Source organism: Salinivibrio sp. IB574, from assembly GCF_001996205.1.
GTDB classification, from domain to species: Bacteria; Pseudomonadota; Gammaproteobacteria; order Enterobacterales; family Vibrionaceae; genus Salinivibrio; species Salinivibrio proteolyticus.
The window spans coordinates 88607-114749 of sequence record NZ_MUFN01000001.1 but is presented as its reverse complement, the minus strand read 5'-3'; the positions used below and the strand labels follow the sequence as shown (position 1 = coordinate 114749).

The 26143-nt window shown below is 50.6% G+C and carries 19 protein-coding genes and 1 pseudogene; 7 read left to right on the top strand and 13 right to left on the bottom strand.

The genetic code is table 11. The features are described from left to right. Nucleotides 1-155 precede the first annotated feature (155 nt). A complete protein-coding gene (locus BZJ17_RS00500) occupies nt 156-653 on the top strand; it encodes a MarR family transcriptional regulator (RefSeq protein ID WP_069587048.1) in 498 nt (165 codons plus the stop codon). Nucleotides 654-847: 194 nt separating this feature from the next. Here BZJ17_RS00500 and BZJ17_RS00495 read toward each other — a convergent pair whose 3' ends face one another. Continuing rightward, complete coding sequence (locus BZJ17_RS00495) at nt 848-1759, bottom strand: aldo/keto reductase family oxidoreductase (RefSeq protein WP_077639435.1); 912 nt, start codon at nt 1757-1759, stop codon at nt 848-850. 213 nt (nt 1760-1972) lie between these two features. Between BZJ17_RS00495 and BZJ17_RS00490 the strand changes: the two genes are divergently transcribed. The 3 genes from BZJ17_RS00490 (at nt 1973) to BZJ17_RS00480 (ending at nt 7373) form a co-directional block, all read left to right on the top strand. Continuing rightward, nucleotides 1973-2470 (top strand): GNAT family N-acetyltransferase, encoded by a 498-nt coding sequence (locus tag BZJ17_RS00490; protein ID WP_077639434.1) that lies wholly within the window; start codon nt 1973-1975, stop codon nt 2468-2470. A 91-nt stretch (nt 2471-2561) separates the two neighbouring features. After that, on the top strand, nt 2562-4886 hold the full coding sequence (locus BZJ17_RS00485) for a methyl-accepting chemotaxis protein (protein WP_077639433.1): 2325 nt from the start codon (nt 2562-2564) through the stop codon (nt 4884-4886). Nucleotides 4887-5060: 174 nt separating this feature from the next. Further along, nucleotides 5061-7373 (top strand): methyl-accepting chemotaxis protein, encoded by a 2313-nt coding sequence (locus tag BZJ17_RS00480; RefSeq protein ID WP_077639432.1) that lies wholly within the window; start codon nt 5061-5063, stop codon nt 7371-7373. Nucleotides 7374-7432: 59 nt separating this feature from the next. On the opposite strand, the gene mukB is transcribed toward BZJ17_RS00480, so the two are convergent. From mukB to BZJ17_RS00460, 4 genes and pseudogenes are all read right to left on the bottom strand, one after another. Then, nucleotides 7433-11884, bottom strand: coding sequence for a chromosome partition protein MukB (mukB, locus tag BZJ17_RS00475; protein WP_077639431.1), 4452 nt, complete (start codon nt 11882-11884; stop codon nt 7433-7435). Further along, complete coding sequence (gene mukE, locus BZJ17_RS00470) at nt 11881-12612, bottom strand: chromosome partition protein MukE (protein ID WP_077639430.1); 732 nt, start codon at nt 12610-12612, stop codon at nt 11881-11883. Before mukE ends, mukB begins: the two co-directional genes overlap by 4 nt. Further along, nucleotides 12593-13957 (bottom strand): chromosome partition protein MukF, encoded by a 1365-nt coding sequence (gene mukF, locus BZJ17_RS00465; protein WP_077455880.1) that lies wholly within the window; start codon nt 13955-13957, stop codon nt 12593-12595. The genes mukE and mukF overlap by 20 nt, the downstream gene beginning before the upstream one ends. A gap of 33 nt (nt 13958-13990) precedes the next feature. Further along, nucleotides 13991-14551: pseudogene (locus tag BZJ17_RS00460) on the bottom strand (methyltransferase); the annotation flags it as partial. Between the two features lie 20 nt (nt 14552-14571). Between BZJ17_RS00460 and elyC the strand changes: the two are divergent. After that, nucleotides 14572-15345: an envelope biogenesis factor ElyC gene (gene elyC / locus BZJ17_RS00455; protein ID WP_077455881.1), complete on the top strand. Its 774-nt coding sequence runs from the start codon at nt 14572-14574 to the stop codon at nt 15343-15345. A gap of 61 nt (nt 15346-15406) precedes the next feature. Here elyC and kdsB read toward each other — a convergent pair whose 3' ends face one another. The 5 genes from kdsB to BZJ17_RS00430 are packed head-to-tail and all read right to left on the bottom strand — an operon-like array spanning nt 15407 to nt 21441. Then, nucleotides 15407-16162 carry a 3-deoxy-manno-octulosonate cytidylyltransferase gene (gene kdsB / locus BZJ17_RS00450; protein WP_077455882.1) on the bottom strand — a complete coding sequence of 252 codons (756 nt, stop codon included), beginning with the start codon at nt 16160-16162 and terminating at the stop codon, nt 15407-15409. Next, on the bottom strand, nt 16159-16341 hold the full coding sequence (locus BZJ17_RS00445; protein WP_069587307.1) for a Trm112 family protein: 183 nt from the start codon (nt 16339-16341) through the stop codon (nt 16159-16161). The genes kdsB and BZJ17_RS00445 overlap by 4 nt, the downstream gene beginning before the upstream one ends. 9 nt (nt 16342-16350) lie before the next feature. Beyond that, the gene (lpxK, locus tag BZJ17_RS00440) at nt 16351-17340 is read right to left on the bottom strand and encodes a tetraacyldisaccharide 4'-kinase (protein ID WP_108743754.1); all 990 of its coding nucleotides are present in this window, start codon (nt 17338-17340) and stop codon (nt 16351-16353) included. Nucleotides 17341-17342: 2 nt separating this feature from the next. After that, nucleotides 17343-19097 carry a lipid A ABC transporter ATP-binding protein/permease MsbA gene (msbA, locus tag BZJ17_RS00435; protein WP_077639427.1) on the bottom strand — a complete coding sequence of 585 codons (1755 nt, stop codon included), beginning with the start codon at nt 19095-19097 and terminating at the stop codon, nt 17343-17345. Nucleotides 19098-19140: 43 nt separating this feature from the next. Continuing rightward, nucleotides 19141-21441, bottom strand: coding sequence for a DNA internalization-related competence protein ComEC/Rec2 (locus BZJ17_RS00430; RefSeq protein WP_157893147.1), 2301 nt, complete (start codon nt 21439-21441; stop codon nt 19141-19143). 29 nt (nt 21442-21470) lie between these two features. Here BZJ17_RS00430 and BZJ17_RS00425 point away from each other — a divergent pair, with 29 nt between their 5' ends. Further along, entirely contained in the window at nt 21471-22028 is a 558-nt protein-coding gene (locus BZJ17_RS00425; RefSeq protein WP_069587302.1) for a DUF2062 domain-containing protein, read from the top strand. A 198-nt stretch (nt 22029-22226) separates the two neighbouring features. On the opposite strand, the gene lolE is transcribed toward BZJ17_RS00425, so the two are convergent. The 3 genes from lolE to BZJ17_RS00410 are packed head-to-tail and all read right to left on the bottom strand — an operon-like array spanning nt 22227 to nt 25343. After that, nucleotides 22227-23465 carry a lipoprotein-releasing ABC transporter permease subunit LolE gene (gene lolE / locus BZJ17_RS00420; RefSeq protein ID WP_077639425.1) on the bottom strand — a complete coding sequence of 413 codons (1239 nt, stop codon included), beginning with the start codon at nt 23463-23465 and terminating at the stop codon, nt 22227-22229. Beyond that, the gene (lolD, locus tag BZJ17_RS00415; RefSeq protein ID WP_077639424.1) at nt 23462-24163 is read right to left on the bottom strand and encodes a lipoprotein-releasing ABC transporter ATP-binding protein LolD; all 702 of its coding nucleotides are present in this window, start codon (nt 24161-24163) and stop codon (nt 23462-23464) included. The genes lolE and lolD overlap by 4 nt, the downstream gene beginning before the upstream one ends. After that, nucleotides 24156-25343, bottom strand: a complete 1188-nt coding sequence (locus tag BZJ17_RS00410; RefSeq protein ID WP_077639423.1) for a lipoprotein-releasing ABC transporter permease subunit — start codon at nt 25341-25343, stop codon at nt 24156-24158. The genes lolD and BZJ17_RS00410 overlap by 8 nt, the downstream gene beginning before the upstream one ends. 202 nt (nt 25344-25545) lie before the next feature. Between BZJ17_RS00410 and BZJ17_RS00405 the strand changes: the two genes are divergently transcribed. Beyond that, nucleotides 25546-26139, top strand: coding sequence for a PilZ domain-containing protein (locus BZJ17_RS00405; protein ID WP_077639422.1), 594 nt, complete (start codon nt 25546-25548; stop codon nt 26137-26139). Nucleotides 26140-26143 lie beyond the last annotated feature (4 nt).

Sequence of the window (26143 nt, the reverse complement as noted above, 5' to 3'; positions counted from 1 at the left end):
TAATTTGAACTCTAACGATTATAATATACTGAAAGACGGCGAGTTATTTCGCAGAGAAAAAAACCGTAAATCATCGTTTTTTCTCTAAATATCTTTGCACTACATCTGCTTGTATTGTAAGTTTCGCTCGCTGTTTTACTGGTGGAGGTTAATGAATGGAAAAACACGAAGAAGTCCTGGTCGCGCTGCGGCAAATCATCCGAGCGATTGACCTGCACTCACGCAAACTCAACAAAGTCTCTGGCATTACGGGTCCACAGCTGGTTTTAATGCGTGCTATCAAAGAATTAGGTCAAGTGACCATTCGAAAACTGTCCACGCACACCAACATGAGCCAAGCCACTGCAACCACGATCCTTGATCGCTTAGAAAAGCGCGGATTGATTGTGCGGGTGCGCAGTGAGCTGGATAAGCGTAAAGTCCACGCGCATTTAACCGAGCAAGGTGAAGCGGCACTCGAGCAAGCGCCGAAACCTTTGCAAGAAAGCTTTATTTCTCGCTTCCAAAACTTGGAAGAGTGGGAACAGTCATTATTGCTCTCGTCAGTCCAGCGTGTGTCATCGATGATGAATGCTGACGATATTGACGCCGCCCCACTTCTTGAGGTGTCTGCGCTCACATCACACAACGCGCAACTTCAAGCTAAAAAATAGTCGCGACCCGGCAGGTAACAGGACGTCTCCACCGGGCAACCTGCCAGTTATGGCGTCATGAAAGCAAAGGATCATCGCTCTCGTCGCCATTCATACTTCCCCACACTATCGCTGATTTCACCTATTACGGTGATAAAAAAGACGGCACCATGGCCGCCCTATTTGCTACTCTATTTGGCTATTCGCCGCTGCGCCTAAGGCACATTATGCCCTTTTGAGGCGACCCAAATACGGTACCATTGTTCACGACTTAAGGTTAATGAGCGCGCATTGATCGCTGATTTCACGCGTTCAATATTCCCTGAGCCAATAATGGGGAGCGGTGCTGACGGCAAACGCATCACCCACGCGTAAATCACTTGGTCGATGGTTGCACCCAACTCATCCGCAATCACTTGTAAGGTTTCTCTTACCCGCGTCGCCTGCGCACTTTCACCATTAAATAGCTCACCGCCGGCAAGGCACGACCACGCCATCGGCTTAATCCGCAAACGTTGCAACTGATCAAGCGTACCATCATGAATCACATCAAAGCGCAGTGGGTTGATTTCGACTTGGTTGGTCACTAACGACTCATCGAGTCGCGATTGCAGCAAGTCAAACTGCGATGGGGAAAAGTTCGACACCCCTAAGTGCTTCACTTTGCCGTGATGACGCAGTGTGGTGAAAGCTTCTGCCACTTCATCTGCGTCCATCAACGCATCCGGACGATGCAGCAAGAGTACATCTAGACGCTCAACGCCTAAACGCGACAATGAGTTATCAACAGACTGAATAATATGACGATAGCTGGTGTCATAGTGGTTAATTTTGCGGGTTGGCGCCGCTTCACTGACCAATTTAATGTCACACTTCGAGACCACTTGAATTTTCTGACGGACACTCGGATCGAGCTTGAGAGCCTGACCAAATAAGGACTCACAGCGATAATCACCGTAAATGTCCGCGTGATCCACCGTAGTAATACCAAGGTCGATATGCGCTTTAAGAAAGCTAAGGCGTTGTTGTGGCGTCATTTGCCAGTCATCAAGGCGCCAATAGCCCTGAACCAAAGGCGAAAAATACGGACCGACGGGCGAAATAGAAGTTGCAGTTAACTCAGACAAAACACGTCCTTAATGTCGAGAAGTGAGAGTTTCATGCTAATCCGAACCAGATAAATCTACAATCTTTTCTCGTCTATTCCCCGACCCAGTCACCTTGGTGGTTGGCTGTGTTCACTCCTCCCCCAAACGATGAGCAAATTATCATCAACACTTGGCAAACGGAAAGAAGGTCGGTATCTTATTTCGCGCAAAAAACGCAAAAAGGAAGCGAAAATGCTTATTCGACGCATGGAGTTGCGTGATTGTGACGCGATCAACACCATTTATAACTATTACATTTCGCAAACCGCGATTACCTTTGATCTGGTGCCTTGGCAAACGGTCGAGCGTGAACGTTGGTTTGCTCAGTTTGATGCGTCATCTCGCTATCAGGCATGGGTCGCGGAGCAAAACAACAAACTTGTCGGTTTTGCATACAACACCACCTTTAATCCCAAACAAGCCTATCTTATTTCCTCAGAAATCACGATTTATGTCGCTCACGATGCAGGTGGGCAAGGCATTGGTTCTCAACTGATGCAAACGCTACTCAATGGCATGCGTCAACAAGGCCTGCGCCGCGCCTACTCTTTGATCACTTTGCCTAACCCTGCGTCGTTGGCGCTACATCGCCGCTATGGCTTTCAACAAGTCGGTCAGCTCAGTGATGTGGGTGAAAAGTTTGGAAAACTGCACAGTGTCGCCATGCTGGAATGTGATCTCACCCGTTAAGTGATTTTCTTCATCGAATAAGCCTCTCCCACCTTGTCGCAGCAAGGTGTCTTTTTACGCCGGGATAACGACGTCTCAGGAGTCCAGTAGTATGAAAGTTCGTACCAAGGTATCTGCAGCCATTATCGCTGTTTGTATACTCTGCATTCTCGCCACCGCCGCGGTATTGGCACACCGCACTACCCTGCTTTTCGGCAATGAAATGCGCACGCAAGCCACCAATCAGCTCAAAGCCGTGCGAGAGGCCAAACACTCAGAGTTAGCTAGCTATTTTGATTTTATCGGCCAACAACTCACCGCACTGGCCGATTCTACAATGACCGAAGAAGCCATAGACGCATTTAGCCAAGCATACCAGCTGTATGATCGTGAAGTGCGTACCGACCGCGCTTCTCGCCGTGCCTTACAAGACTACTACACCGAAACCTTTGGTCAGGTCTACAAAGCACACAATGATACCAATGCCAATGCTCGCTCAAATCTTGCAGCACTGGCGCCGGCAACTCGCACGTTGCAGCAAGCCTATATCAGCGGTAGTCCGCATCCTCTCGGTGAGAAAGATAAACTGATCGCGACCCAAGACGGTTCAACCTACGACCAAGTTCATCAACACTATCATCCCAATTATCAACGTTATGCCGAGACCTTTGGGTATCAAGATATTTTACTCGTTGATGCAAACGGACGCATTGTGTACTCGGTCGCCAAAGAAATTGATTTCGGAACCAGTCTTTTTGCCGGTCCCTATGCGACAAGTGGAATGGGTGATGCATTTTTAGCTGCCATCGATGCGAATGCAGGCCAGATTAGCTTCATCGATTATCGCCCTTATTTTCCTAGCTATGACGAGCCCGCCTCTTTTATCGCCACCCCGGTTATTGCAAAGGACGAAACCGTCGGTGTGCTGATCTTTAAGCTACCCATTCAACGTCTCAGTGGTGTCATTAGCGCACAAGGCCATTGGCAATCCGCAGGCTTTGGTCAAACCGGAGAAATGTTCTTAGTCGGCCCAGATAATGTGCTGCGCACTGAATCTCGTTACTTACAAGCAAACAAGGATCAATACCTTCAGCAACTTACCCAAAATGGCGTAAAGCCCGAGCTGCTTAGACGGATTGCATTCACCGAGACAGCCGCCGGTCAACAACCCATTGAAAGCCAAAGCGTGACACGAGCACTGAACGGTCAATCAGGCACTCTCCAAGAAACCAGTTATACCGGCGATAGCGTATACACCGCCTACGCCCCGATAGAAGTGTTTGGCACGCGCTGGGCGTTGGTCAATCAAATCAATCAAGATGAGGCGTTGGCGCAAGTCAGTACCATGGAGACCACGATATTGACAGCCACGGTGGTCACATCATCTTTATTGATTGTGATGACTATCATTGTCGGCTATGTGCTCGGCGGGAGTATTGCCAAGCCACTGATGGCGATTACCACACGCATCAAAACCATTGCCGAAAACAAAGATCTTACTCAACGGCTACCTGACAAAGGCAACGACGAAACTGCGCGACTCGGGCAATCACTCAACGCCATGTTTGCCAGTTTCCAACAGGTGATTCAAGAAGCCAGCCAAGCTTCAAACCTATTGGGTAAAGCCTCCGATGATATTGATCACGACATGGTATCGATGCGTGACAGTGTGAACGGACAGGTCAGACACACGCACCAAGTGGCCTCCGCGGCAACGGAGATGGCCAGTTCCGTGACTGATGTGGCTCAGTATGCCGATAAAGCCTCAGCGGCTTCCGATGATATAACGCAAGCCGTGCATCACGGTACCCAAATTGGTGATGACTTAGTTAGCCAAATCCGCACCCTGTCTACCAGCATGAGCGCCGCCACCGCAACCATGGGACGACTATCGCAACAGAGTGAAGAAATCGGTACCGTGTTAGATGTGATCCAAGCAGTCGCAGAACAAACTAATTTGCTCGCACTTAATGCAGCTATTGAAGCGGCACGCGCTGGCGAACAGGGACGTGGTTTCAGTGTCGTGGCTGAAGAAGTACGTACGCTCGCCAATCGCACCCAAGAATCCACAGAAAGTATTCGTGAAAAAATTGCTGCGTTGCGTCAAGAAACGCAATCTGCGGTGAACGACATGGATGCGACAAATCAAACCGTCGAACAATGTGTGAATTACTGTCAGCAAAACAATGCTGCGCTAATTGATATCGCTAATATGGTGACTGAAATTAATGAGATGACGTCACATATTGCCACCGCAACGCAACAACAAACTCAGGTAACACAGGAAATTAGCGAGAGCATTACCGACATCGCTCAGTCTGCCGAATCGGTGTCACAAAAAAACCAAGATACGGCAGATACCGTGGYGAATTTAGGGCAACGTTCTCAACGCTTAGCAAACACCATTGATCACTTCACGACGGAAGCGACCCACTAATCACGCTCTTTGGACAAAAAGTGACAGCGTACGTCACTTTTTGTCTGTCTATTTTAGAATATGTCGATCTAATTATACACGACATTAAAAATACACGTATCGGGCATCTATTTCTGTGCACATTGACACTCTGGTATCTATCTTTTGCTTAAAGCAGTACGTGGAGTGTCAAAAATGAAAGTCAGTAAAAAAATAACTCTCGCCATTGTGGTTGCCTCATTAAGTTGTGTCATTATTGTTGCTACCATTCTTGCGACAAGAACCATTTCACTGTCTTCTCAATCACTCACTGCGAAAGTGAGTGACCAACTCACCGCGATCAAAGAAGCCAAAAAATCGGAGATAAGTAACTATTTCCAACTGATTGGTAATCAAATAAAAACTCTGGCTAATTCAACGATGACGGAAGATGCATTGGCACAGTTTTCTTATGCATTTCAAAGTATTAATGATGAAATCTCCACATCGCCTCAGAAAGAAACCGCGCTAAAGCGATATTATACAGAACAGTTTTCTAATCAATATCAAAACATTAATGACGAGAGAACCAACGCATTAGAAAAATACAATCAATTGACTGAAACCGCAAAGCGCCTTCAGCAAAGTTATATTAGTGAAAACACGCACCCACTGGGGAGTAAAGATACATTAGCAAACGCAAATGATGGGTCAGTCTACAGCGAAATTCATGCCGTATTTCATCCTAACTTTCAGCACTATTTAAAAACCTTTGGTTATTACGATATATTTCTGATTGATAATCAAGGCAATATTGTTTACAGCGTGTATAAAGAGCTTGWTTACGCCACTAATTTACTCAATGGTCCCTACGCATCGAGTGGCAWCGCACAAGCGTATAAAAAAGTGCGCCAAGCGCCAAAAGGCGAGCTGGGATTTGTCGACTTTGCCTCCTACTACCCGTCTTACGACAGCCCTGCCTCATTTATCGCCAGCCCTGTGTATAAAAATGATAAACAAATCGGCGCCTTAATTTTCCAGATGCCGATTGAGCGCATCAGCCAAATTATTAGCAACAATGATAAATGGGCTGAATCAGGCATGGGCAAAACAGGCGAGCTATTTCTCGTGGGTCCTGACAAGCGTCTGCGTTCTGAGCCACGTCTGCTAACCGATGACAAAGACGCCTATCTTAGCCGGCTGCAGGCGATGGGCATAAATGAAGCAACGATCCACAAAATTGACTACCAGAATAGTGCGGCTGGTAAGCAACCCATCGACAGTGAAGCCGCATCAAAAGCATTAACGGGTCAGCAAGGGCTCATGACCCAGATGGGCTATCGCGGCAATGAGGTTATCGCCATCTATTCACCGCTAGAGGTGTATGGCATCACTTGGGCTGTCGTGAGCCAGCAAGATACGTCCGAAGCCTTGAGTGCTATCGCGCAGATTAGCGATGATATCCTCTACTCGACATTACTAACCGCACTGGGCTTGGCCGTGGTTGCATCGATTGCCGCGTTCTACCTCGGCCGCAGTATCGGCGCCCCCATTCTTGCCCTTGCTGATAAAATTCAACACATTGCAGCCAATAAGGATTTAACCATTCAACTTGAGCTCAAAGGTAAAAACGAGCTTTCACAGCTGAGCAATAGCCTCAATGGTATGTTTGCTAGCTTCAGAGACGTCATCCAGCAGACCCACAGTGCGTCTTCATTACTACTGCAATCCTCAAAAGATATCAGCACCGATATTGTCGATATGCGTGGTCAAATTGATGAGCAGGCACGCAACTCAAGCCAAGTCGCGACAGCTGCTACACAAATGGCGGCCTCGATTAGCGAAGTCTCTGAGCATGCGAGTAATGCCTCTGAAGCCTCAGATAACATCACCCTATCTGCTCAAGAGGGAAGCCAAATTGGCGATAATCTCGTCGCGAGGATGCAGCAACTTCAAAACGATATGTCTAATGCCACGCAGTCTATGGAGCAGCTGTCGCAAGAAAGTGAGTCCATTGGCTCGGTGCTTGATGTCATCCAAGAGATTGCAGAGCAAACCAACTTGCTGGCACTGAATGCGGCGATTGAAGCCGCGCGTGCCGGCGAGCAAGGACGCGGATTTGCGGTGGTTGCGGATGAAGTGCGCTCACTGGCAACACGCACGCAAGACTCGACGGAAGAAATCCGTAAAAAAGTCGAAGCACTTCAACTCGAAACACGCAAAGCGGCGTCGGGCATCGAACAGGCGAACAGTGCTGTGCTTGAAAGCGTTGAGAACTGTACAGAAAACAATAATAAACTCAGCCAAATCACAGAGATGATTGAGCGTATCAACGAGATGAATATGCAGATCGCCACCGCCGCTAATCAACAGACTCAAGTGACCGATGAAATCAGTCAAAACGTTAATACCATGGCGCAATCGGCCGATCGCGTCTCAGAGCGCACCCGCAGTACTGAGGAAACAGTGACGCAGTTAAGTGAGCAGGCGACCACCTTAGAAAATACCATCAGCCACTTTAAAACCTAATCTTAACGCCACAAAAAAAGGCCAGCATTCGCTGGCCCTGTTGTTTTTCAGTCTTGCCTCTAGCCGAGGACGGGTTCTTGCGCTAACTCTCGGCGCTTTTCTTCACCGAAACCGCGCAATCCAACCACATGCACATGCTCCCGATCGTTGAAGATCTTACGCACTAGCTTGTACGTCGTGCCTTGCTCAGGACTGATGTTTTCCGGTGCCGCAATCAAAAGCTGCATATCAAGGCGGTGACATAGCTCAAACAACGTCGAAATGGATTTAGCATCTAGGCGCGCTGCCTCGTCCAAGAACAGCAGACGACATGGGATCACATCTTTACCGCGCAAACGGCGTGATTCTTCTTCCCAGCTTTGCACCACCATCAGCAAGATAGCTTGACCCGTACCGATTGCTTCACCGGTCGATAACGCGCCCGACTCGGCCTGCAACCAGCCATCCGTACCACGGTTAACCTCAATGCCTAATTCTAGGTAATTGCGATAATCAAGGAGCTCTTCTCCCAACACCTGTGGCGAACGTTGGCCCAACTCAATATGCGGGTTGAGGCGCTGGAACAGCTTCGCCATCGCTTCCGAGAAGGTGAGGTTGTGATTGCCAAACAAGTCTTGATGTTGCTCAGCATTCTCAGCCAAGCCCGCTAAGAGTTGTGCATGCGTCTCGCGAATCGACACATTCAAACGCACCCCTTTTACCTGACCAAAGCCAATATTCTGTAGGCCTTGGTTAAGCATGCGGATACGGTTTTGCTCTCGCTGAATGGTTTTACGAATGATGTTCGCCACCGACTCTGAGCTTATCGCCAAACGTTTTTCCCGTTGCGTCAGCTCTTCGGTCAAGCGCGCGAGTTCAACTTCCATCTCTTCAATTGCTTCGACAGGATCATCGGTGCGAATAATGTCGTGGCGAATACGCTCGCGTAAGTGCTGATAAACCGCGACATAAAAGAGTACCTTGCGTTCAGGACGACCAATGTCTTCCGATGCACGCAGTGCGTCACGTAAGGTTTCATTGTCGGCGACTGCCAAACGCAACGCGCCCAGTGATTTATCCGACAACGAACGCAATTCATCAGCCGACATATAGGCCATTTCGCGGCGATGCAGCTGTTTTTCCACGCCGTTATCACGCGCAATACGCATCACCGTGCACCAGCCTGCTTTCGCATTCACCACAAATGTGCGCAAGTCTTGATATTGCTTCAATGATTTACGCAGGCCTTTAGTCAGCGATTTCACTTCCATATCCAGCGAAGTAATACCGCGTGAAAGCTGACTATGGCGCTGACGCGCTTGGTGCACCTGTTCATGTAAGGTGTCCCGGCGGACACGAGCACGTTCCATCGCATCATCGTCGGCCTGAACGCCCAACTCAGCTAACTCACGTTTAAATTCGGCGACGGTTTCTTGTTTCGCCTGGTGCGAGCTTTTCAGTGACGCCAATACCTGATGGTATTGATTCGTCTGTTGCTGAATATTTTTTAGTGCCTCGCGCTCACGCTGCCGCACTTGCTCCGCGGTTTTCAGCTTGCTTTTCAGTTGCTCATTCAACTCACTGCTTTGCGTGAGCATATCTGCCGCATCTTGATAGGCAAAGTGCGGACGACGCTCGGCTAAATCGGCGATCGCAAACACTTGCTGCTTAATCTGTTGCAGCTGCGCGTCTGCATCTTGGTATGCCTGCTCAAGCTTATCAAACTGCTCAGGATCAGCATCCAACGTCGAGAGTCGCGCTTCCAACTCGGTGAGGGTGTCACCGTGCTGCTTGATAAAGGCACTAGCCTGCTTTGCCGCTTCAACCCGCTGTTGCATCGCATCGATTTGACTGTCCAGATCGCTCTCAGCCAGCGCGCCAGCGCAATAACGGAGTTTGTCGAGGATCTGCAGCGCGTGCTGAGTCCGTTTGATTGCCTCGTCCGTTTGTTGCTGTTGCGCTTTGGCGTCTGCCAATTGACGCTGAATAGCCGAGCGCTTATCACGGCGTTGCTTGATGGCTAATTCGGGATCCGCCTCAAAAGCAACCGTTAAATGCTCGGCAATAAAATGGCTAAATGCCTGAGACAAACGCTGTTGTTTTTGCACATCAAAAGATGCTTTGGCGTAGTCTTCGACCAAGGCTTCGCGTTGCTCGCGTAACGCTTCAAGACGGTACTCACGCGCTGCGCGACCAAACAAAGGCGTTTCAGGGAAGCGCGAATAACGCATTTGACGATCATTGAGGTGTACACACACCGCGCCAGAGAGTTCCTCAGCATCAAACACGCTGTCGTCAAACGCGTCAGCATCACCTTCGATGACATACAGATCGTCTGGGCAATCCTCTAAATCAGCCAGTTTTGCTTTCACGCCTTTTAAGTCAGGGACCACTATCGCGTGACGAGCCGGACCATACAGCGCACTGAAATAAGGCGCATCATCCAGGGTGATGTCGTCATAAATCTCAGAGAGCAAGGTACCCCCTAAGGTATCCGCCAGCGCTTGCAACTGAGCATCATCACTGCCACCTGGCTGGGCAAGCTGCTCGATCGCTCGCTCGACCTTGGTTTTTTGCGCCGCTAATTGATCGCGCGCTTGGGTACGTTCACGCACTTGCTCATGCGTCTCATGCATCGCCGCCATCACCGCTTGGCGATCGTGCAATGCTTGACCACTCTGCTCAATGAGCTTGGTCAGTGCGTCGTTGGCGGCTATCCATGCAGGTGCTTGTCCCTCTAACACACGAATTTCGTTTGCCAGTGCATCATCTTGGCGTTGATGCTCGCGAACCTGCTCGGCCTGTTGCTCGCGGGCTAGCTGCAACTCATCACGCGTCGCTTGCTGCAATGCTACCGCCTGCTCGACCGCATCCGCGTTGGTCAGTGTTTCGTGGGTTACATCCTGATATTGACTCACCAGTGATTGTGCTTGATCACGGTGCTGCTGACGTTGCAACAGCTCGCGCTGCTCATACTGTAGTTGATTCAGGCTATCGGCTAAATAACGACGCTCGCGGCCTTGTTCCACCCAATACTTCGCTTGCGTTCCGGCTTTCTCGCGCAGCGCATCCGGCTCAATGCGACGTAATAACGTAAACGCATGATCAAATTGGCTCGCCGTCGCAGAAGCAAGGTCACGTTTGTGCTTCAGGGACAGCACGGTATCGGTTTGCTGCGCTTCTTCGGCTTTAAGTGTCTGCAACCGAGCACTGGCATCATCAGCCAGTAGCTCTTCATCGCCGGTCAGCACACGGGCTTTTTCCAGCGCATTCACCGCTTGCTGGTATTGCAAAGAACGCGTCTGTTGCGTGTTCAATGCCTGTTGATAATCGGCCAATTGGCTTTTTAGGCTATCAACTTCTTCTTCGCTTTGCGCCGCTCGTAGTTCGGCCTCAGCTAATTGCTCAGCCGCCTCTTCCACCACCATGATTTGTTCTTCAAGGCGCTCACTCAATTCAAGTAAGTCTTCTTCATAGCGTTGGATTTTTTCTTGCTGACGTAACGCAGATTGCACTAACTGCAAATGATCCGATGCCGCTTGGTGGTCTTGTTCCAAGTGATCTTGGCCCGCTTCCAACTCATCCAGCTCTTCTTGCATCGCGTGTGCTTGCGCTTGCTTTTGCTGCAATTCCGCTTGTGCACTGCCCAACTCGGCACGCAACGACAAGGCTTGTTCTAATTTGCTGCGTCGTTCGTTGGCATGGCGCATGTAGTCTGAGGCGACATAGTGCGTTGCTTCGGTGATCAAGTGCTTGAACAAATCCCGATCACGCTGGGTCAGTTTAATCGCTTCCAGCGTCATCCGGTTCTCTTTTAAAGCGACTTCCATATCTTGGAACGCTTTTTTCACGCCACCGTTTTGCGGCAACAAATAATCGCGTAACGATTTGGTGATGGCACTTGAGATCCCGCCGTACAAGGACGCTTCAATCAAACGATAGTATTTACCGCGATCTTGCTGAGTGCGCAGCTTTTTCGGCAGTACGCCAAACTCAAACATCTGGGCGTGATAGTCGGTGACCGAGTTAAACGCCTTGAAATGCGCGGTCTCATAGCCTCCGGCTGCCTCTTTCACTTCATTTAATTGACGAACACGAGCCTGCCCATTAGCCAGTGTTTCTACCAATACTTCAGTCGGGGTCACGTGTGAGGGCAACCCTTGAATGACGAAAGGTTTAATATCGACTTTTTTGTCTCGCCCTGCGACTTGCTGCAAACGTACCGCAAATAACACTCGTTGCTGACGGGAATTCACCACATCCAGCGCGGCATAACACGACCCCGGCTGCAACTTACCGTGTAGCCCTTTGTCTCGTGAGGCACTCGAGCTGCCCGCTTCCGTGGTATTTCGGAAGTGAAGCAAGGTTTGGTCGGGAATCAAAGACGTGATAAACGCCGCCATCGTGGTTGATTTACCGGCACCGTTACCACCAGAAAGCGTGGTCACCAAGGTATCGATATCAAAGGTTCGAGCAAAAAAGCCGTTCCAGTTCACCATGGTGAGTGATTGATATTTACCGCGTTGGCTCATGCTGTCTGTTCCTCAGTTGGTTCGGATTGGGTAGACGAATCCTCTTCATGCAGATCGTCGTCCAAAAAGCTGGATTGGATATGCTCTTGGGTATGCACTACCGCTTCACCATCGCGGATAAGGCGCAATTGTGCATCCTGCATGTCTTCTCCAGTGCGCACATCGGCGCCAAAACGGAACGTAGCTTCGCTGACACGGAACTTGTGCCCTTCACCAATTGGAATGATCATGCCTAATCGGCGCAGACGGCGCAGTGAGGTTTTGACTTTGTCGAACAGTTTGTCACGATCTAAGTCAGAGCCGCTGGCGCGATGTGTGACCAGCTTCATCAGCTTTTTCTCATCGGCAAGCGCCATCAGTTCGTCGAAGAGCTCTTGGGTGGTGAAAATCCCTTCTTGCGCCAGTCGCTCTGGGCTGAGATAAAGAAAACACAAGACTTTGCCCACCAGCATATCTAGCTCAGACAGAACACTGCGGCGTATCAGGCTGGTTGAGCGAGGACGCAGGTAAAAGAACCCTTCTGGGGCACGCACTAATTCTGCGTTGTAGCGCTGGTAAAAAAGATTCAGTTCTTGCTCAAACTCAACCAACAACGCATGGTTATCCAAATCTTCACTGGCAATATGGCGGCCAGCACGCAAAGCACTATCCAACGCCGGAAACAGTGGATTAGCGATCGCTTTTGCTAACCCTTCAGGCATTGGCATTTCAGTATTTATCGATGACATTCGCTTGTACCTTGGCTCCAAAGTCATTAATGGCCTGCCAGTCAGGCTGGATCGCGTTAAAGTCGGACTGGGAATAGCCCATCCGAACCGCTTGGTTAATCACCAAACGCGCGAGATCAAAGTGGCGGGCTTGCGGGTGCTCGGCCAGATAAGATTTCAGGACGTCGCCTAAGTTGATGGCTTGACCGGTTTGACGGTGACGCTGCAGCATCTCAGAGACTTGACGTGATAACGCATCATCCACCACCGTCAGCTCTTCAAATTCAACCTCTGCAGGCATTTCTCCCGTTACTTCATCGTCACGTAGCACTAAGGCTTCATCACGGGTGTCACGAAGTCGCTCTGCATCGGCATAGGTCAAAAACCAAGGCGCATCGAAAAAGTCACTCACCGATTGACGTAAGCGCTGGCTGAATGCGCGGTTTTTATCCATGTCGATGGCGGTACGAATAAACTTGTGCACATGACGGTCGTAGCCGATCCACAAGTCAATCGCTTGCTGCCCCCAGTTGATGATCCGGTCGAGTTTCATTTGCAGGCTGTAAACCATCGCATCCACGAAATCGAGGTCATCACGCGAGCGCACCACTTCTTGAATCTCGAGCAATTGGCTTTGTAAGTTATCTCCCGCGGCTTGCAAGGTGTCTTGCAACTCGCGCAGCGTGCTCGAGGTTTCATTGAGCAAATATTCACAGTTAGCGATCGCAGCCTGCCAATCTTGCGTCAGCAGCGCAGCAATATCATCTTTCACTTGCTGTTGCTGCTCGTCCATCACGCGCTGATTGAGGTCGATGCGATCAAAAATTTCGGCTACCGAGTATTTCAACACGCCATATACGTTGTGGCGCCAAAACTTCGCATCGCCGTCTTGCATCGCTGCACTGCGGGCTTTTTCAATTTCATCAGCCACCATCGATAATTGCACCGACAACTTCAATGCTGAATACTCGCGGTGGCGCGCATAATAATCTGCAATGCCCATCGCCAACGGCGTTAAGCGATAAATGCTATCGCCCTCGGTCATTTCACTCGTAAACCGGCTCAGCAAACGGGCTTGTACCATTTCATTGATGGCGTTGTTGGCGCGAAAGGCAAGGTTCCCCGCAGAGCTATCACCCGACGCGGCAAACTGTTCGCTCACGATGCGGAAGGCATCAATCAATTCACCTTCGCTTAGTTCATCTTCGAAACGTTCTTGGCTCATTACCGTAATGGCCAATAAAAACGCCAATCGCTCCGGCGGCAAGTTAAGTGAAAAGCCACCTTGCTTCACCCAGTTGACCAATTCGGGCACTGTCTGAGCGTCGTCTGCCCGCGTCAGGGTTGATTGGGCCTGATCACTCATCCGTTGTCCTTGTTGTTTTCATCATTTCTCATCTTATTCTGCCTTCTGTGCCCAGACGTGAATGTAACGTCCTAGCGACACAAAGGGTTCTTCGCGGCATAGCTGCTGTTCTAGCGCCACTACTTGTTCAAAGGTAAAGTCACCGGTGCGGGTATCTCGCATGTAATCATGAAACGTGCGCACTCCGGTTTTGCCCTTAATCTCGCATCCTGCTTGCGTGATCCATTGATACACGTCGTTAGGCATTAAGCCTTTCGTCGGCTGCAGTTTGAAGCGTTTTCGGTGCGGCATCCCCGCCTGAACATGACTTAAATTGCCGCACACTAAATTCTTAAAGAGTAAGCCGGTCTGGTTATAAAACATCACCGATGCGAAACCGCCGGGCTTTAGCAACGTCAATAACGTCTTTAGCACCTGTTCTGGATGCTCTAGCCATTCCATCACCGCGTGAAACAAAATCACATCCGGTGCAGTGGTCAAATGTTCGCCGATCGCTTGCACGGGGGCGTGAACCAGCTGATACTGCGAGAGTAAGCCTTGTTGTTCAATCTCCTGTCGCGCTAAGTCGAGCATTTGCGAAGAGAGATCACATACTATATTTCGGGCGACATTGCATGTTTGAATTAAAAAAACTGATCTCAACCTTGATAATGCCCTTGCCCGCGCTGTTGTTGTTGGGTCTTTTCGGGCTATGCCTGCTTTGGTTCTCTCAGCGTAAAAAGCTGGCATCATTTGTTATCTTAGGGGCATTTTTAGGTATCTTTCTCGCGTCTTTCCAACCCGTCGCCTCTGGACTGCTTCGGCCGCTGGAACGTCAATATCCCGCCTTTCTCCCCACGGATAAACCCGTGGATTTCGTCATGGTGTTAGGCAATAGTCATGTAGTTGATGACGCATTGCCTCCCACCTCCGAGCTATCACGTACCGCGCTGATGCGCTTGGCTGAAGGTATACGCATCCATCGGATGTATCCAACCTCCAAACTGATTTTATCTGGTTATGATCACGGATATGAAGTGAGCCACGCCAGAATGTTGGCGAGAGTGGCCATGGCACTGGGCGTTAATAAGAACAGTATTCTGTTACTTGAAACCGCCAAAGATACATGGGAAGAAGCCTATCAAGCCGCATCTGTCGTAGGCAGTAGTAACCTCGTGTTAGTCACCTCTGCCTCTCACATGGATCGTGCCTTGTATGAATTTCGAAGCGCCGGGCTTGACCCTATCCCTGCCCCAACCAATTTTATGGCGCAAAAAGAAATCAAACAGCCGTGGATTAAGTACAGTCCTCGCGCACAATACTTGGAACAATTTGAGCGTTATTGGCATGAACGGTTAGGCCAAGCATGGCAAAGGCTGCGCGATCTCATCGCCCAGCCGAGCGCATAAAAGGTAACAAAAAGCCGCGATAACTATCGCGGCTTTTTTATTGGGGCTCAAACGCACACGGTTACGACGCCAAGTGCGCGCGTACCGCCTCTAAATCCGCTTGGGTATCCACACCGTGTGGCGGTGTTTCACTGGCCACATCAACATGAATTTTCTCACCATGCCAGAGTACGCGTAATTGCTCCAGTGACTCGATTTTTTCCAAAGGACTCGGTGTCCAATGGATGTACTGGCTGATAAACCCGGCGCGATAACCATAAATACCAATATGGCGCAGTAATGACTCAGGAACCTGCGGCGAGTCCTCGCCAAAATGCTCCCGATCCCAAGGGATGGTGGCGCGACTAAAATACAGTGCAAAGCCTTGATGATCGGTGACAACTTTGACCACATTAGGGTTGAAGACCTGCTCCGGTTGGTCAATCGCAACCGCAAGAGTCGCCATTGGTGCTTGTTGGTATGTGTTCAGGTTGTCCGCAACTTGCCGGATCACCGCCGATGGGATCAAAGGCTCATCACCTTGGACGTTGACGATAATGGCATCATCCGCAAACCCATAGGTTGTCACAACTTCAGCCAATCGTTCAGTCCCAGATTGGTGATCATCTCGGGTCAAGCAGACTTCACCACCGAAAGCCTCGACGGCAGAAACAATCCGTGCATCATCCGTCGCAACGATGACTTGTTTGGCACCAGCGGCTTGAGCGCGCTCGTAAACGTGTTGGATCATAGGCTTTCCGCCGATATCAGCGAGTGGTTTTCCCGGTAATCGGCTTGAGCCATAGCGCGCGGGGATCACCACATAAAAGTCTGTCATCCCTGAACCTCTTCCAATGACATATCACGTGCTTCCGATTCGAGCAGCACCGGGATCCCATCTTCAATCGGATACGCAACACGGTCGAACTTACACACGAGTTCATTATTTTCTTTATTGAAGTAGAGCTTACCCTGACAAGAAGGACAAGCCACAATTTCAAGCAGACGGTGATCCATAAGTTTCCTTTAATTTTTATGCCTTTTCAGGTGGTGAAGCTTTTCTAGCACATAGTTTGCCGCTGTGTCAGGGAGTTTCGCTGCCACAGGCAAATACCACCAATTATCTTGAGCAATGCCTTGATATTTCACAGCATCTTTTTCGGTCATCAATAGATGTTGCCCCTTTGCGGCTAAACTGTCTAGCGCTTCGGCACTCAATGATTGGTGATCTTGCACCGCTTCACTGTGTACTGGGGTCACACCCATTTTTTGTAAGGTGGCAAAAAAGCGAGGCGGATGACCTATGCCCGCCATCGCGACCACCTCAGGGAGAATCGACACCTGACAACGTTGGCCACTACGTAAATTCACCGCTTCGGTCGGTACCAATGTCATCGGCCACTCCCCTTGGTGCGGCTCACATCCATTGTTGACCACCATATCCACGGTATCGAGACGTGACGTCTGCTCGCGCAATGGTCCTAATGGAATATAGTGCCCGTTTCCGAATCGACGCTGACCATCCACAATCACAATTTCGAGGTCGCGATCGAGCCGGTAGTGCTGCATACCATCATCCGTAACCACTACATTGACGCCCTCATCGAGGAGTCGTTTAACTGCCGCGCTACGATCCGGGTCAACACAAACAGGCACTTGAGTACGGCGGGCAATCAAGACCGGCTCATCACCGGCCACGCGAGGAGAGGTTGTTTGCGACAACAACAATGGATACTGTTCCGATTTCCCCCCATAGCCACGTGATACCACTCCGGGACGGTAGCCTTGGGCCTTAAGTTGCTCTACCAGCCAAACCACAAACGGCGTTTTGCCATTACCGCCGATCATGATGTTACCCACCACAATCACAGGCACGGGCGCGCGATAACTGGGGGCTTTACCACTCAGATAGCGCTGACGACGATAGCGTGCCACCGCGCCAAATAGCTTGCTGATGGGCCACAAAGGGGCGGCCCAAACCGGAACATCTTCACGAAACCAAAGTTTTTCAACCATGGTCAGTCACCAAATTGAATACGGTGCAACTGGGCATACGCACCGTCTTGCTCTAACAGCGCCTGATGGTTACCACGCTCAACAATTTCACCTTCATCCACAACGAGAATTTGATCCGCATCCTCAATCGTGGACAAACGGTGCGCAATCACCAACACAGTGCGGTTTTTCTGCAACTCGTCCAATGCCGCTTGAATGGCGCGCTCAGATTCAGTATCCAATGCCGACGTCGCTTCATCCAAAATCAGTACTGGTGCGTTGCGCAGCAGCGCACGAGCAATGGCAAGGCGTTGACGCTGACCGCCTGATAAGCTGACGCCATTCTCACCAATAATGGTGTCATAGCCTTCATCCAATTCACGAATGAAGTCATCTGCATACGCTAATTTTGCCGCCTCAATGATCTGCTCACGGGTGAACTGATCCTCGGCTGCGTAGGCGATGTTGTTGGCGACCGTGTCGTTAAACAGGTGGACATTTTGCGAGACCACCGCCACATGTTGGCGCAGATTGGCGAGCTTATATTCATCAATGGGTACGCCGTCCAATGTGATGGTGCCACTGTCGATGTCATAAAAACGCGTTAACAGATTGGCTATGGTACTTTTGCCTGAGCCGGAACGTCCCACCAGCGCCAAGGTTTGCCCTGCCGGTAATTCAAAGCTGACATTGCGAAGCGCAGGCGCTTCTTTGGATGGATACGTAAAGACGACATTGTCCACCTGAATATCGCCCTTCACGCGATCCGCTTCATGCTCACCGGTATCTTTTTCGGTGTCGAGTTCCATCAGGTTGAACAGGCTATGACACGCTGCCATGCCTCGTTGGAACTGCGACGTGACGTTAGTGAGGGATTTTAGTGGACGCATCAAACCAAACATCGCGCCGAACACCACTGCAAACGTACCGGCGGTTAGCTCGGAGCGAATCGCCTCGGTATTCGCCAGCACCAAGACCACGACCAGCGCCATTGAAGCAATCAGCTGGATCACTGGGTTGGCAATGGCTTGAGCAGAGACCAGCTTCATCGTTTGTTGGCGCATGCGATTACTGACTTTATCAAAGCGCGCTTTTTCAACGTCTTGGCCACCGTAGCTCAGGACAACTTTATGCCCTTTCAGCATTTGTTCTGCCGAGCTAGTGACGGACCCCATAGCATCTTGCATATTCGATGAGATGCGACGAAACCGTTTCGACACCACACGAATCGAAAACGCCACCACAGGCGCGATAACTAACAAAATCGCCGATAGCTGCCAGCTCGACCAAAACATCAGTATCATCAAACCGAGAATTGACGCTCCCTCACGAACTAGGCTCACTAAGGCACTGCTTGTCGCCGATGCAACCTGTTCAGAATCATACGTGATACGAGAGAGCAAGGCGCCGGAAGATTCTTGATCGAAAAAACTGACGGGCATTTTCATAAAGTGGTTGAACATGCGTCGGCGCATGGTCATCACCACATTCCCTGATACCCATGACAAGCAGTAAGCGGAGACAAAACTAGACAGCCCGCGAACTACCATCAATACCACGAGATAAACGGGCATCCACTTGAGGAAATCCCCCGCCACGTCATCATAGGTAAAACCTTGATCGAGAAGTGGCTTGAGCATGGATAGCATGAGGGTATCACTGGCAGCATTGATAACCAGTGCGACAATAGCAACGATCAAGCCAAGCTTATAGTTGGCGATGTATGGCCAGAGTTGCTTAAACGTCTGCCAGGTCGTTTTATCTTGATATTCGCTCATTAAAATCGTTTAGCTGTGTAAAACAGACCGGCATTCTACTCTTTTACCCGCCGTCGTCCAAATTTACCGGTCGCCGTTCAAACAGCGTCCGATACCATTGCCCTTGGTGATCATGCCGCCACCGTATCATTTGCCATCGACCCTGGCGGCGCTGAAAACGCACTTGACCCTCTTTCGCAGTATCTAACCACTTGATCCCTGCTTGCTGATAACGCTCGCGAACAGCCGCCGCTGGCAATCCCCACGGATTAAATAACCCGGTAGACGCCACCACCCAATGCGGTGATACCGCGGTTATCCAAGGCGGCGATGATGACGATACACTTCCGTGATGGGGCACCAGCATAATGTCGCTCTGCAAAGCTTCGCGACGCTCTAAACGCGCCAGCAATGCCAACTCCCCCTGTGATTCAATATCGCCGGTTAGCAATATACTGGTGCGTCCATCACTGACCCGCACGACACAAGAGTCATTGTTACCCGCGCGATCCACAGGTCTCGGCGGCCAAAGCACGTTAAACCTCAAGCCTTGCCAATCCCAATTGGCCCCTTTCTGACAGGGTAAATACCCGCGCCTTTTTTCACTGGCCCGCAGCCAAATCGGTTGAAAGCGTTCGGTGACATACCCTGCTCCACCATCATGGTCACTGTCACCATGGCTTAAGAGTAGGCCATCGAGTTGATCGATGCCTCGTTGCTCAAGAATCGGCGTAATCACCGCTTGCGCAATCCCGCCTACTTGCCATCGATTTCCGGTATCATAAAGCACCGCTCTGCCGTTTTTAGTGATTAATACCGCTAAGCCATGCCCCACATCGAGCACATCCACCTGCCAGTCGGGCAATGGTGGCGCACGCCATGCAAAACCAGTCGTAACCAATAGCAATAAAAGCGACGTTTGGCGGTGCCAACGCCAACTCATTATCAGCCAACATCCCCCCGCCACCAGCAAAGACCACAACCACGATAACGGTGAAGGCTGCAGCCAGGCTTGGCGGGCAACGTCGGCAAGCCATATCACTGGCGCTAGGCTCCAATCGGCCGCTTGCCAAATAAATGTCGCGACGGCACTGCCCGCTATGAACTGAGCAACCAGGGCGACAAAGACCAAGGGCACAGTGAATATTCCCACCCAAGGAACGGCAAAGAGATTTAACAGCGTGGCGGCGGCGCTCACACCAGAAAAAAAGCCCAGTTGCAAAGGCAACATGCCTATCAAGAGAACGAGTTGAATAAACACCAGTTGCTTGCCCCGCCAAATCATACGGGCATAAGCTGTGGTCGGAAACTCTCGCCAACGAGGTAGCGAGTAATGCGCGAAGCACAGCGCTGACACCGCGGCGAACGACAGCCAAAAGCTCAATGAAAAACCAGCGAAAGGATCGCGCACTAACACAGCCAGTAAAGTGATTTGCAACAAGGTACTGGGAGACACCTGAGCCCCCATGCGCTTTGCACTGGCATAGATAAATAGGGCAATCAAGGCGCGCTGGGTGGGCAACGCAAATCCTGCCAACGCGGCATACCCTAAAGCAACCAGCATAGCGCTATAGAGCGGCCACCAAAGGGTGAGTCGCCATTCGGGTAGCAGCAAACGGATCCACCAGCCTACTTGCCACCCCAACGCAAACGCCAGCCCAATATGAAGCCCAGAAATAGCCATCAGGTGAGCAAGACCACTGTGCGTCAAGATCTGCCAATCTTCATGGGTCAACCATTGCCGCTCTCCCAAGCTTAGCGCCAGCAAATAGCGGCCATAACGCAAAGGCTCAAGCATAGGGGACAGTGCATTTAAGACTGATTGCCGCCATGATGGCGTGTGGGTGAGCCGCTCGGCGTTTTTGAGGCTGGCTTTGCCATGAATCCGTCGCGCCACAAAGTAACGCTCTGCATCAAAGCCCGCTTCGTTTAAACGTCCATACGGCGGCTTTAGTCTGACCGTGAGCCTCCAACGCTCACCTTGTTGGGGAAACGGCGGCGATTGCCAATAAAGACGCACTCGAACTGAACGAAAAAACGGCAGTGGTTTATCATTAATTTTATCAACGTCAAAAATAATCGATTGTGGGCCAGCTTTGGGGCTAAAAAGGCTGCCCACAGAGCCAGATATTGTAGTATCCTCTGTGCTAGAAATGATGTGGATCACGTCTGCTTGGTACAAGGTTGCGGATAATACAGCCCAAGTGAGCCCTAACGCGCTCCCCGCGAGCCACCAAAGGCGCTTTTTCCACCCAAAATGAAACACAATACACGCAATGAAACACGTCCAAACTGGTGGCAAACTGGGCCACCACGGCAGCGATAAAATCGACGCAGCCAAGCCGAGCGTGAATGTCAGCTTCATCGCGTAACATCCAGGTAAGTTAAGCAGGTATGCCCAAGAAGTTTTTTCAACGCTACATGCCAAAACGCGAGGCATTGCGCGATAACAAAGCACTGCGCGTGTTTGGAAGCCTGTTGCACGACCCAAACCTGTGGTGCTTGAATCGTCGCTCCGCATCGGGGGCCTTTGCGGTCGGTTTGTTTATGGCATTTGTCCCCTTGCCCAGCCAGATGATCATGGCCGCGGGACTGGCGATCTTGTTTGGTGTCAATCTGCCTTTGTCGGTCGCGTTGGTTTGGATCAGTAATCCTATTACCATGCCTGTGCTGTTCTATCTCGCCTATAAACTCGGCGCGTGGATGATGAACACACCGCCCTATCCCTTCCATTTTGAGCTCTCTTGGCACTATTTGGTTGAACAAATGGGCCACATTGGACCGCCTTTCTTTCTCGGCTGTATGACCAGTGGTTTGGTACTCGCCGTGATTGGCTATTTTGCCGTCAGAGGCATTTGGCGCTATTCCGTGGTAAGAAGCTGGCGTAAACGTAAGCTTCGTATTCCGAACAAATTAAAAGAAGTGCTGCCGAAGCCGAATAAACCCTCTTGATTCACGGTGATATCAGGCAACGCTAAAACGGTAGGAAAGGAAAACAAGCCGCTTGAGAGCGCATTGCGACACAGTCATCATCCGGCATTATCAAAACGTAAAACCACCCAAAAAATGTCGAGACAGATCGAAAAAGGGCCAGTACTCATACTGGCCCTTTTGGTAATTGCTTGTAGTAGCTGGCGCGCTAGCTAGCCACTATTTTGCACTCAATACCGCTGCTGGCTGCAACTGACACGCGCGACGCGCTGGATACCAAGCGGCCAATAAGCTGAGGAGCATCGCGGTTAAACTCACCACCACCACATCCGACACGCGTAACTCACTGGGTAGGAAGTTAATAAAATACACATCACCGGAGAGAAAACGATGACCCACAACCTGCTCTATCCATTGGATTAAGTGGGTTAAATTGCTTGCCAGCAATACCCCCAACACACTGCCAATCAGGCTCCCCAACGCACCGGCGAATAGCCCATACCAAACAAAAATCCGTCGTATCAAGGTATCGCCTGCTCCCATCGTACGTAGAATCGCAATATCAGCCGCACGGTCTTTCACAGACATCATCAGCGTTGATACCACGTTAAAGCAGGCCACACCAATCACCAAAACCATGACCAGATACATAATCGAACGCACCAAATGGATATCGCGATACAAATAGCCAAATTCACTGGTCCAGTCTTTCATGTACACATAGGCGGAAAGGGTTTGACCGACCTCTCGGACGATACGTCGCGCCTCCAACACCGGCTCAACTTTGAGTGAGACCCCAGTAACCGCATCATCTAGTGCCATCAACTGCTGCGCATCAGATAGACGCATCAAGGCTAACGCATGATCAATTTGTCCGCCTAGCCGTAACAATCCACCCACTTGCATTCTCACTCGCTGAGGTGAGCGCAACTTTAAGCTCGCATCCSCCGCGGGGATCATCACCGTTAACCAATCGCCTACCTTCACGCCTAAGCTATCGGCGACACCTTGCCCGAGCACGATATTTGATTGCCCCGCTGGCAAACTGTCCCAACCGCCATCAATAAACGCACCAATGCGACTCACGGCCGATTCGTCGCTCGGTGAAACGGCACGGATCTGGGCTGGCTTAAGTGCACTGCCATGTTCCATCAACACAGTCATTTCCACGTACGGTGCGGCAGCCACCACTTGAGGATGCTGCAAGGCTTGGCGCTTTACTTGCTGCCAATCGTCAAGCGGACCATTCACGCCAAACACTTGCGCATGCGGCACCACAGAGAGCACGCGCTGATTAAGCTCACGCTCAAAGCCATTCATGGCCGATAGACCAACAATAATGACCATCACACCGATGGCAATGCCAATCACCGATGACAACGAGATAAATGAGACCAACCGATTACGCTGGCGAGCACGACTAAAACGGCGTCCAATAGCTAACGACAGTGGTTTCATTGCCCCTCCTCGGTGGCACTCACAGCAAGCAGTTGGCCATCTTGCATTCGCACTTGGCGGTCAAGTTTGGCTGCCAGCTCACTGTCATGCGTCACCACGAGAAACGCCGTCCCATGTCGTGCATTCAACGAACGCATCAAATCATAGATCTCCAAAGCTGTCGCATGGTCAAGATTCCCCGTCGGTTCGTCTGCGAGAACCAGCTTAGGATCGTTGACTAGCGCACGCGCGATCGCAACACGCTGACGCTCGCCCCCCGATAACTCAGCAGGACGGTGGGATAAACGATGGCCCACGCCGACCGCATTCAACATTTCCGTAGCTCTTGCTGTGGCCGTTTTGCGTGCAACTTTGTTGATCAGCAGTGGCATCATCACATTTTCAAGCGCAGTAAAGTCAGCCAGTAGGTGATGAAACTGATAAACAAATCCAAGCGCTTGGTTTCTTAGCTGCGCTTGTTGGTTCGCAGACATTTGGCTAATCGCTTTGCCCTCAAAATACACCTCACCCTCGCTCGGTGTATCAAGCGTGCCCAAGGTGTGTAGCAAGGTACTTTTGCCTGAGCCAGACGAGCCGACAATCGCCACAAGCTCTCCCGATGCAATGGTCAGAGACACCTGATTCAATACATGAATCGCCTGACCACCCTCTTGATAGGTTTTACTGATTTGGTGACAGGACAACAAAGACTCATTCATAACGCAGTGCCTCAGCAGGTTGAACAGATGCCGCTTTAAAAGCAGGGAAAAGGGTCGCTAACGTGCTGAGCAAAATAGCCAACACCATGACCATAACGACGTGAGTTGGATTGACGACCACGGGAAGCGCAAGGCCATTGCCCAGCAAACTCACCCCAAACAGGGCCATGATTTCATTAATATAGAGAGACGCGAGTACTCCCAATACGCCCCCGACCAATGCGCCCAATAACCCACTGAGTGAGCCTTGAGCGATAAAGACAGCAACAATATCGCGATTTTGCATGCCTAAGGTTTTCAAAATGGCAACTTCGGCTTGCTTCTCCATCACCACCATGATCAAGGCAGCAATAATGTTGAATGCAGCGACAATAATGATCAGACTGAGCATTAAGCTCATCATGTTCTTTTCCATCTTCACCGCTTGAAAAAGCTCGCCCCGCCAGACGCGCCAATCTTGCCACGCTGCACTCTCTGCCATCGGTTTGAGATCCGTTATCGCAAAGGGATCGTCAAGGAAAAGACGTAAGTCTTGCGCTTGCTGCGGCGGAATACGCATTAAACGCGCGACATCATGGATGTTAGCCAGCATCAATTGATTATCGACATCGGTCCCGGTGTGAAAAATGCCCGCCACGGTGAATAAGCGCTGCGCAGGGATCCGCCCAATCGGGGTAAATTGGCTCGCACTGGTGACCATCACTCGCACCTGATCGCCAACACGTAAACGTAAATTACTCGCCATCGCCCGGCCAATGATGATTTGATAACGGCTCTCGGCTAACGCTTGAATGTCCCCTTGTAATAAATGGTCTGCCAACGGCTCATAAGCGGTTGGGTCAACCCCTTCTAATAACCCTGCACTCAGCCCTGTTCGGCTTTGTAACACCGCCTCTGTGGTTTGAATGGGAGCCGTCGCCACCACATGTGGCCATTGTTCAACGCGTTTTTTTACCGATGCCGTTTGTCCGTCCGCGATGACCGCATGCGGTAGTACGCCTAAAATGCGGCCTTTTAACTGGGCTTCAAAGCCATTCATCACCGATGACACGGTGATCAAAGCGAGCACACCAATGGCAATTCCTGCAGTAGACATAGACGACACAAATCGCCCAAAACGATCGGCCGATCGGCCGCGCAAATACCGCAAGCCAATAAACACCGATAAGGGTTGATACATAGTGCACCTAGCTTATTGTTTTGATTCGCTGCAAAGCATACCTGCCTGAGCGAATGTCGCCAAGTTTACACACGGATTTGACTGAATATTGACGAATACTGCCCAGAAGCGCACGTTGACGCCCGATAAGGCGGTCTTGAAACTTTACCTAACGCGACGGGTGCGTGATAATCATCAAATGACTGCAAGATAAGGCACAGTGATGAGCCAAGACGAGTATTTTTCTGTAAGAGCCGCCATACGCATTAATGTTGAGCCGCTTCAAGATAGCCAAGCCCAACCCGATGCGGATGCATTTATGGCGGAAATCCCCGCGCCCTTTCGGGTTGCAAGCCAATGTGGCCAAGTCGATAACGCGGTTGAAAAAGAGTTACAATCTCTTGAGCCGGACGATGCCTCAGCACTGTACCGTATCTTGCAAGCGCAAAACGAAAAGATCACCTTAATGATGGGCTATATGCTCAGTCAGGAAGACGATCCCACGCAGCGCTTCACCACCCATACATTCGGCGCAAGCAGCTTTGCCTATCTCAGCCCTGCGCCGTTAAAGCACGGCGATCATGCGCGTGTGAAGCTGTTTCTTGATTTTCCACCCACAGCGATCTATTGCTATGGCGTGGTCACCCACTGTGAAGAAAAAGCGCCTGACGGTGACCATCCACCCCAATATTTGATCCAAATCCAGTACACACGCTTATTGGAAGACGACCGAGACACTCTGATCCGCGCCGCCTTACATCATCAGCAAAAGCTTTTGCGAAAGCGCGCACTCAACCGAAAGAAATCAAGCAGTTAAATTC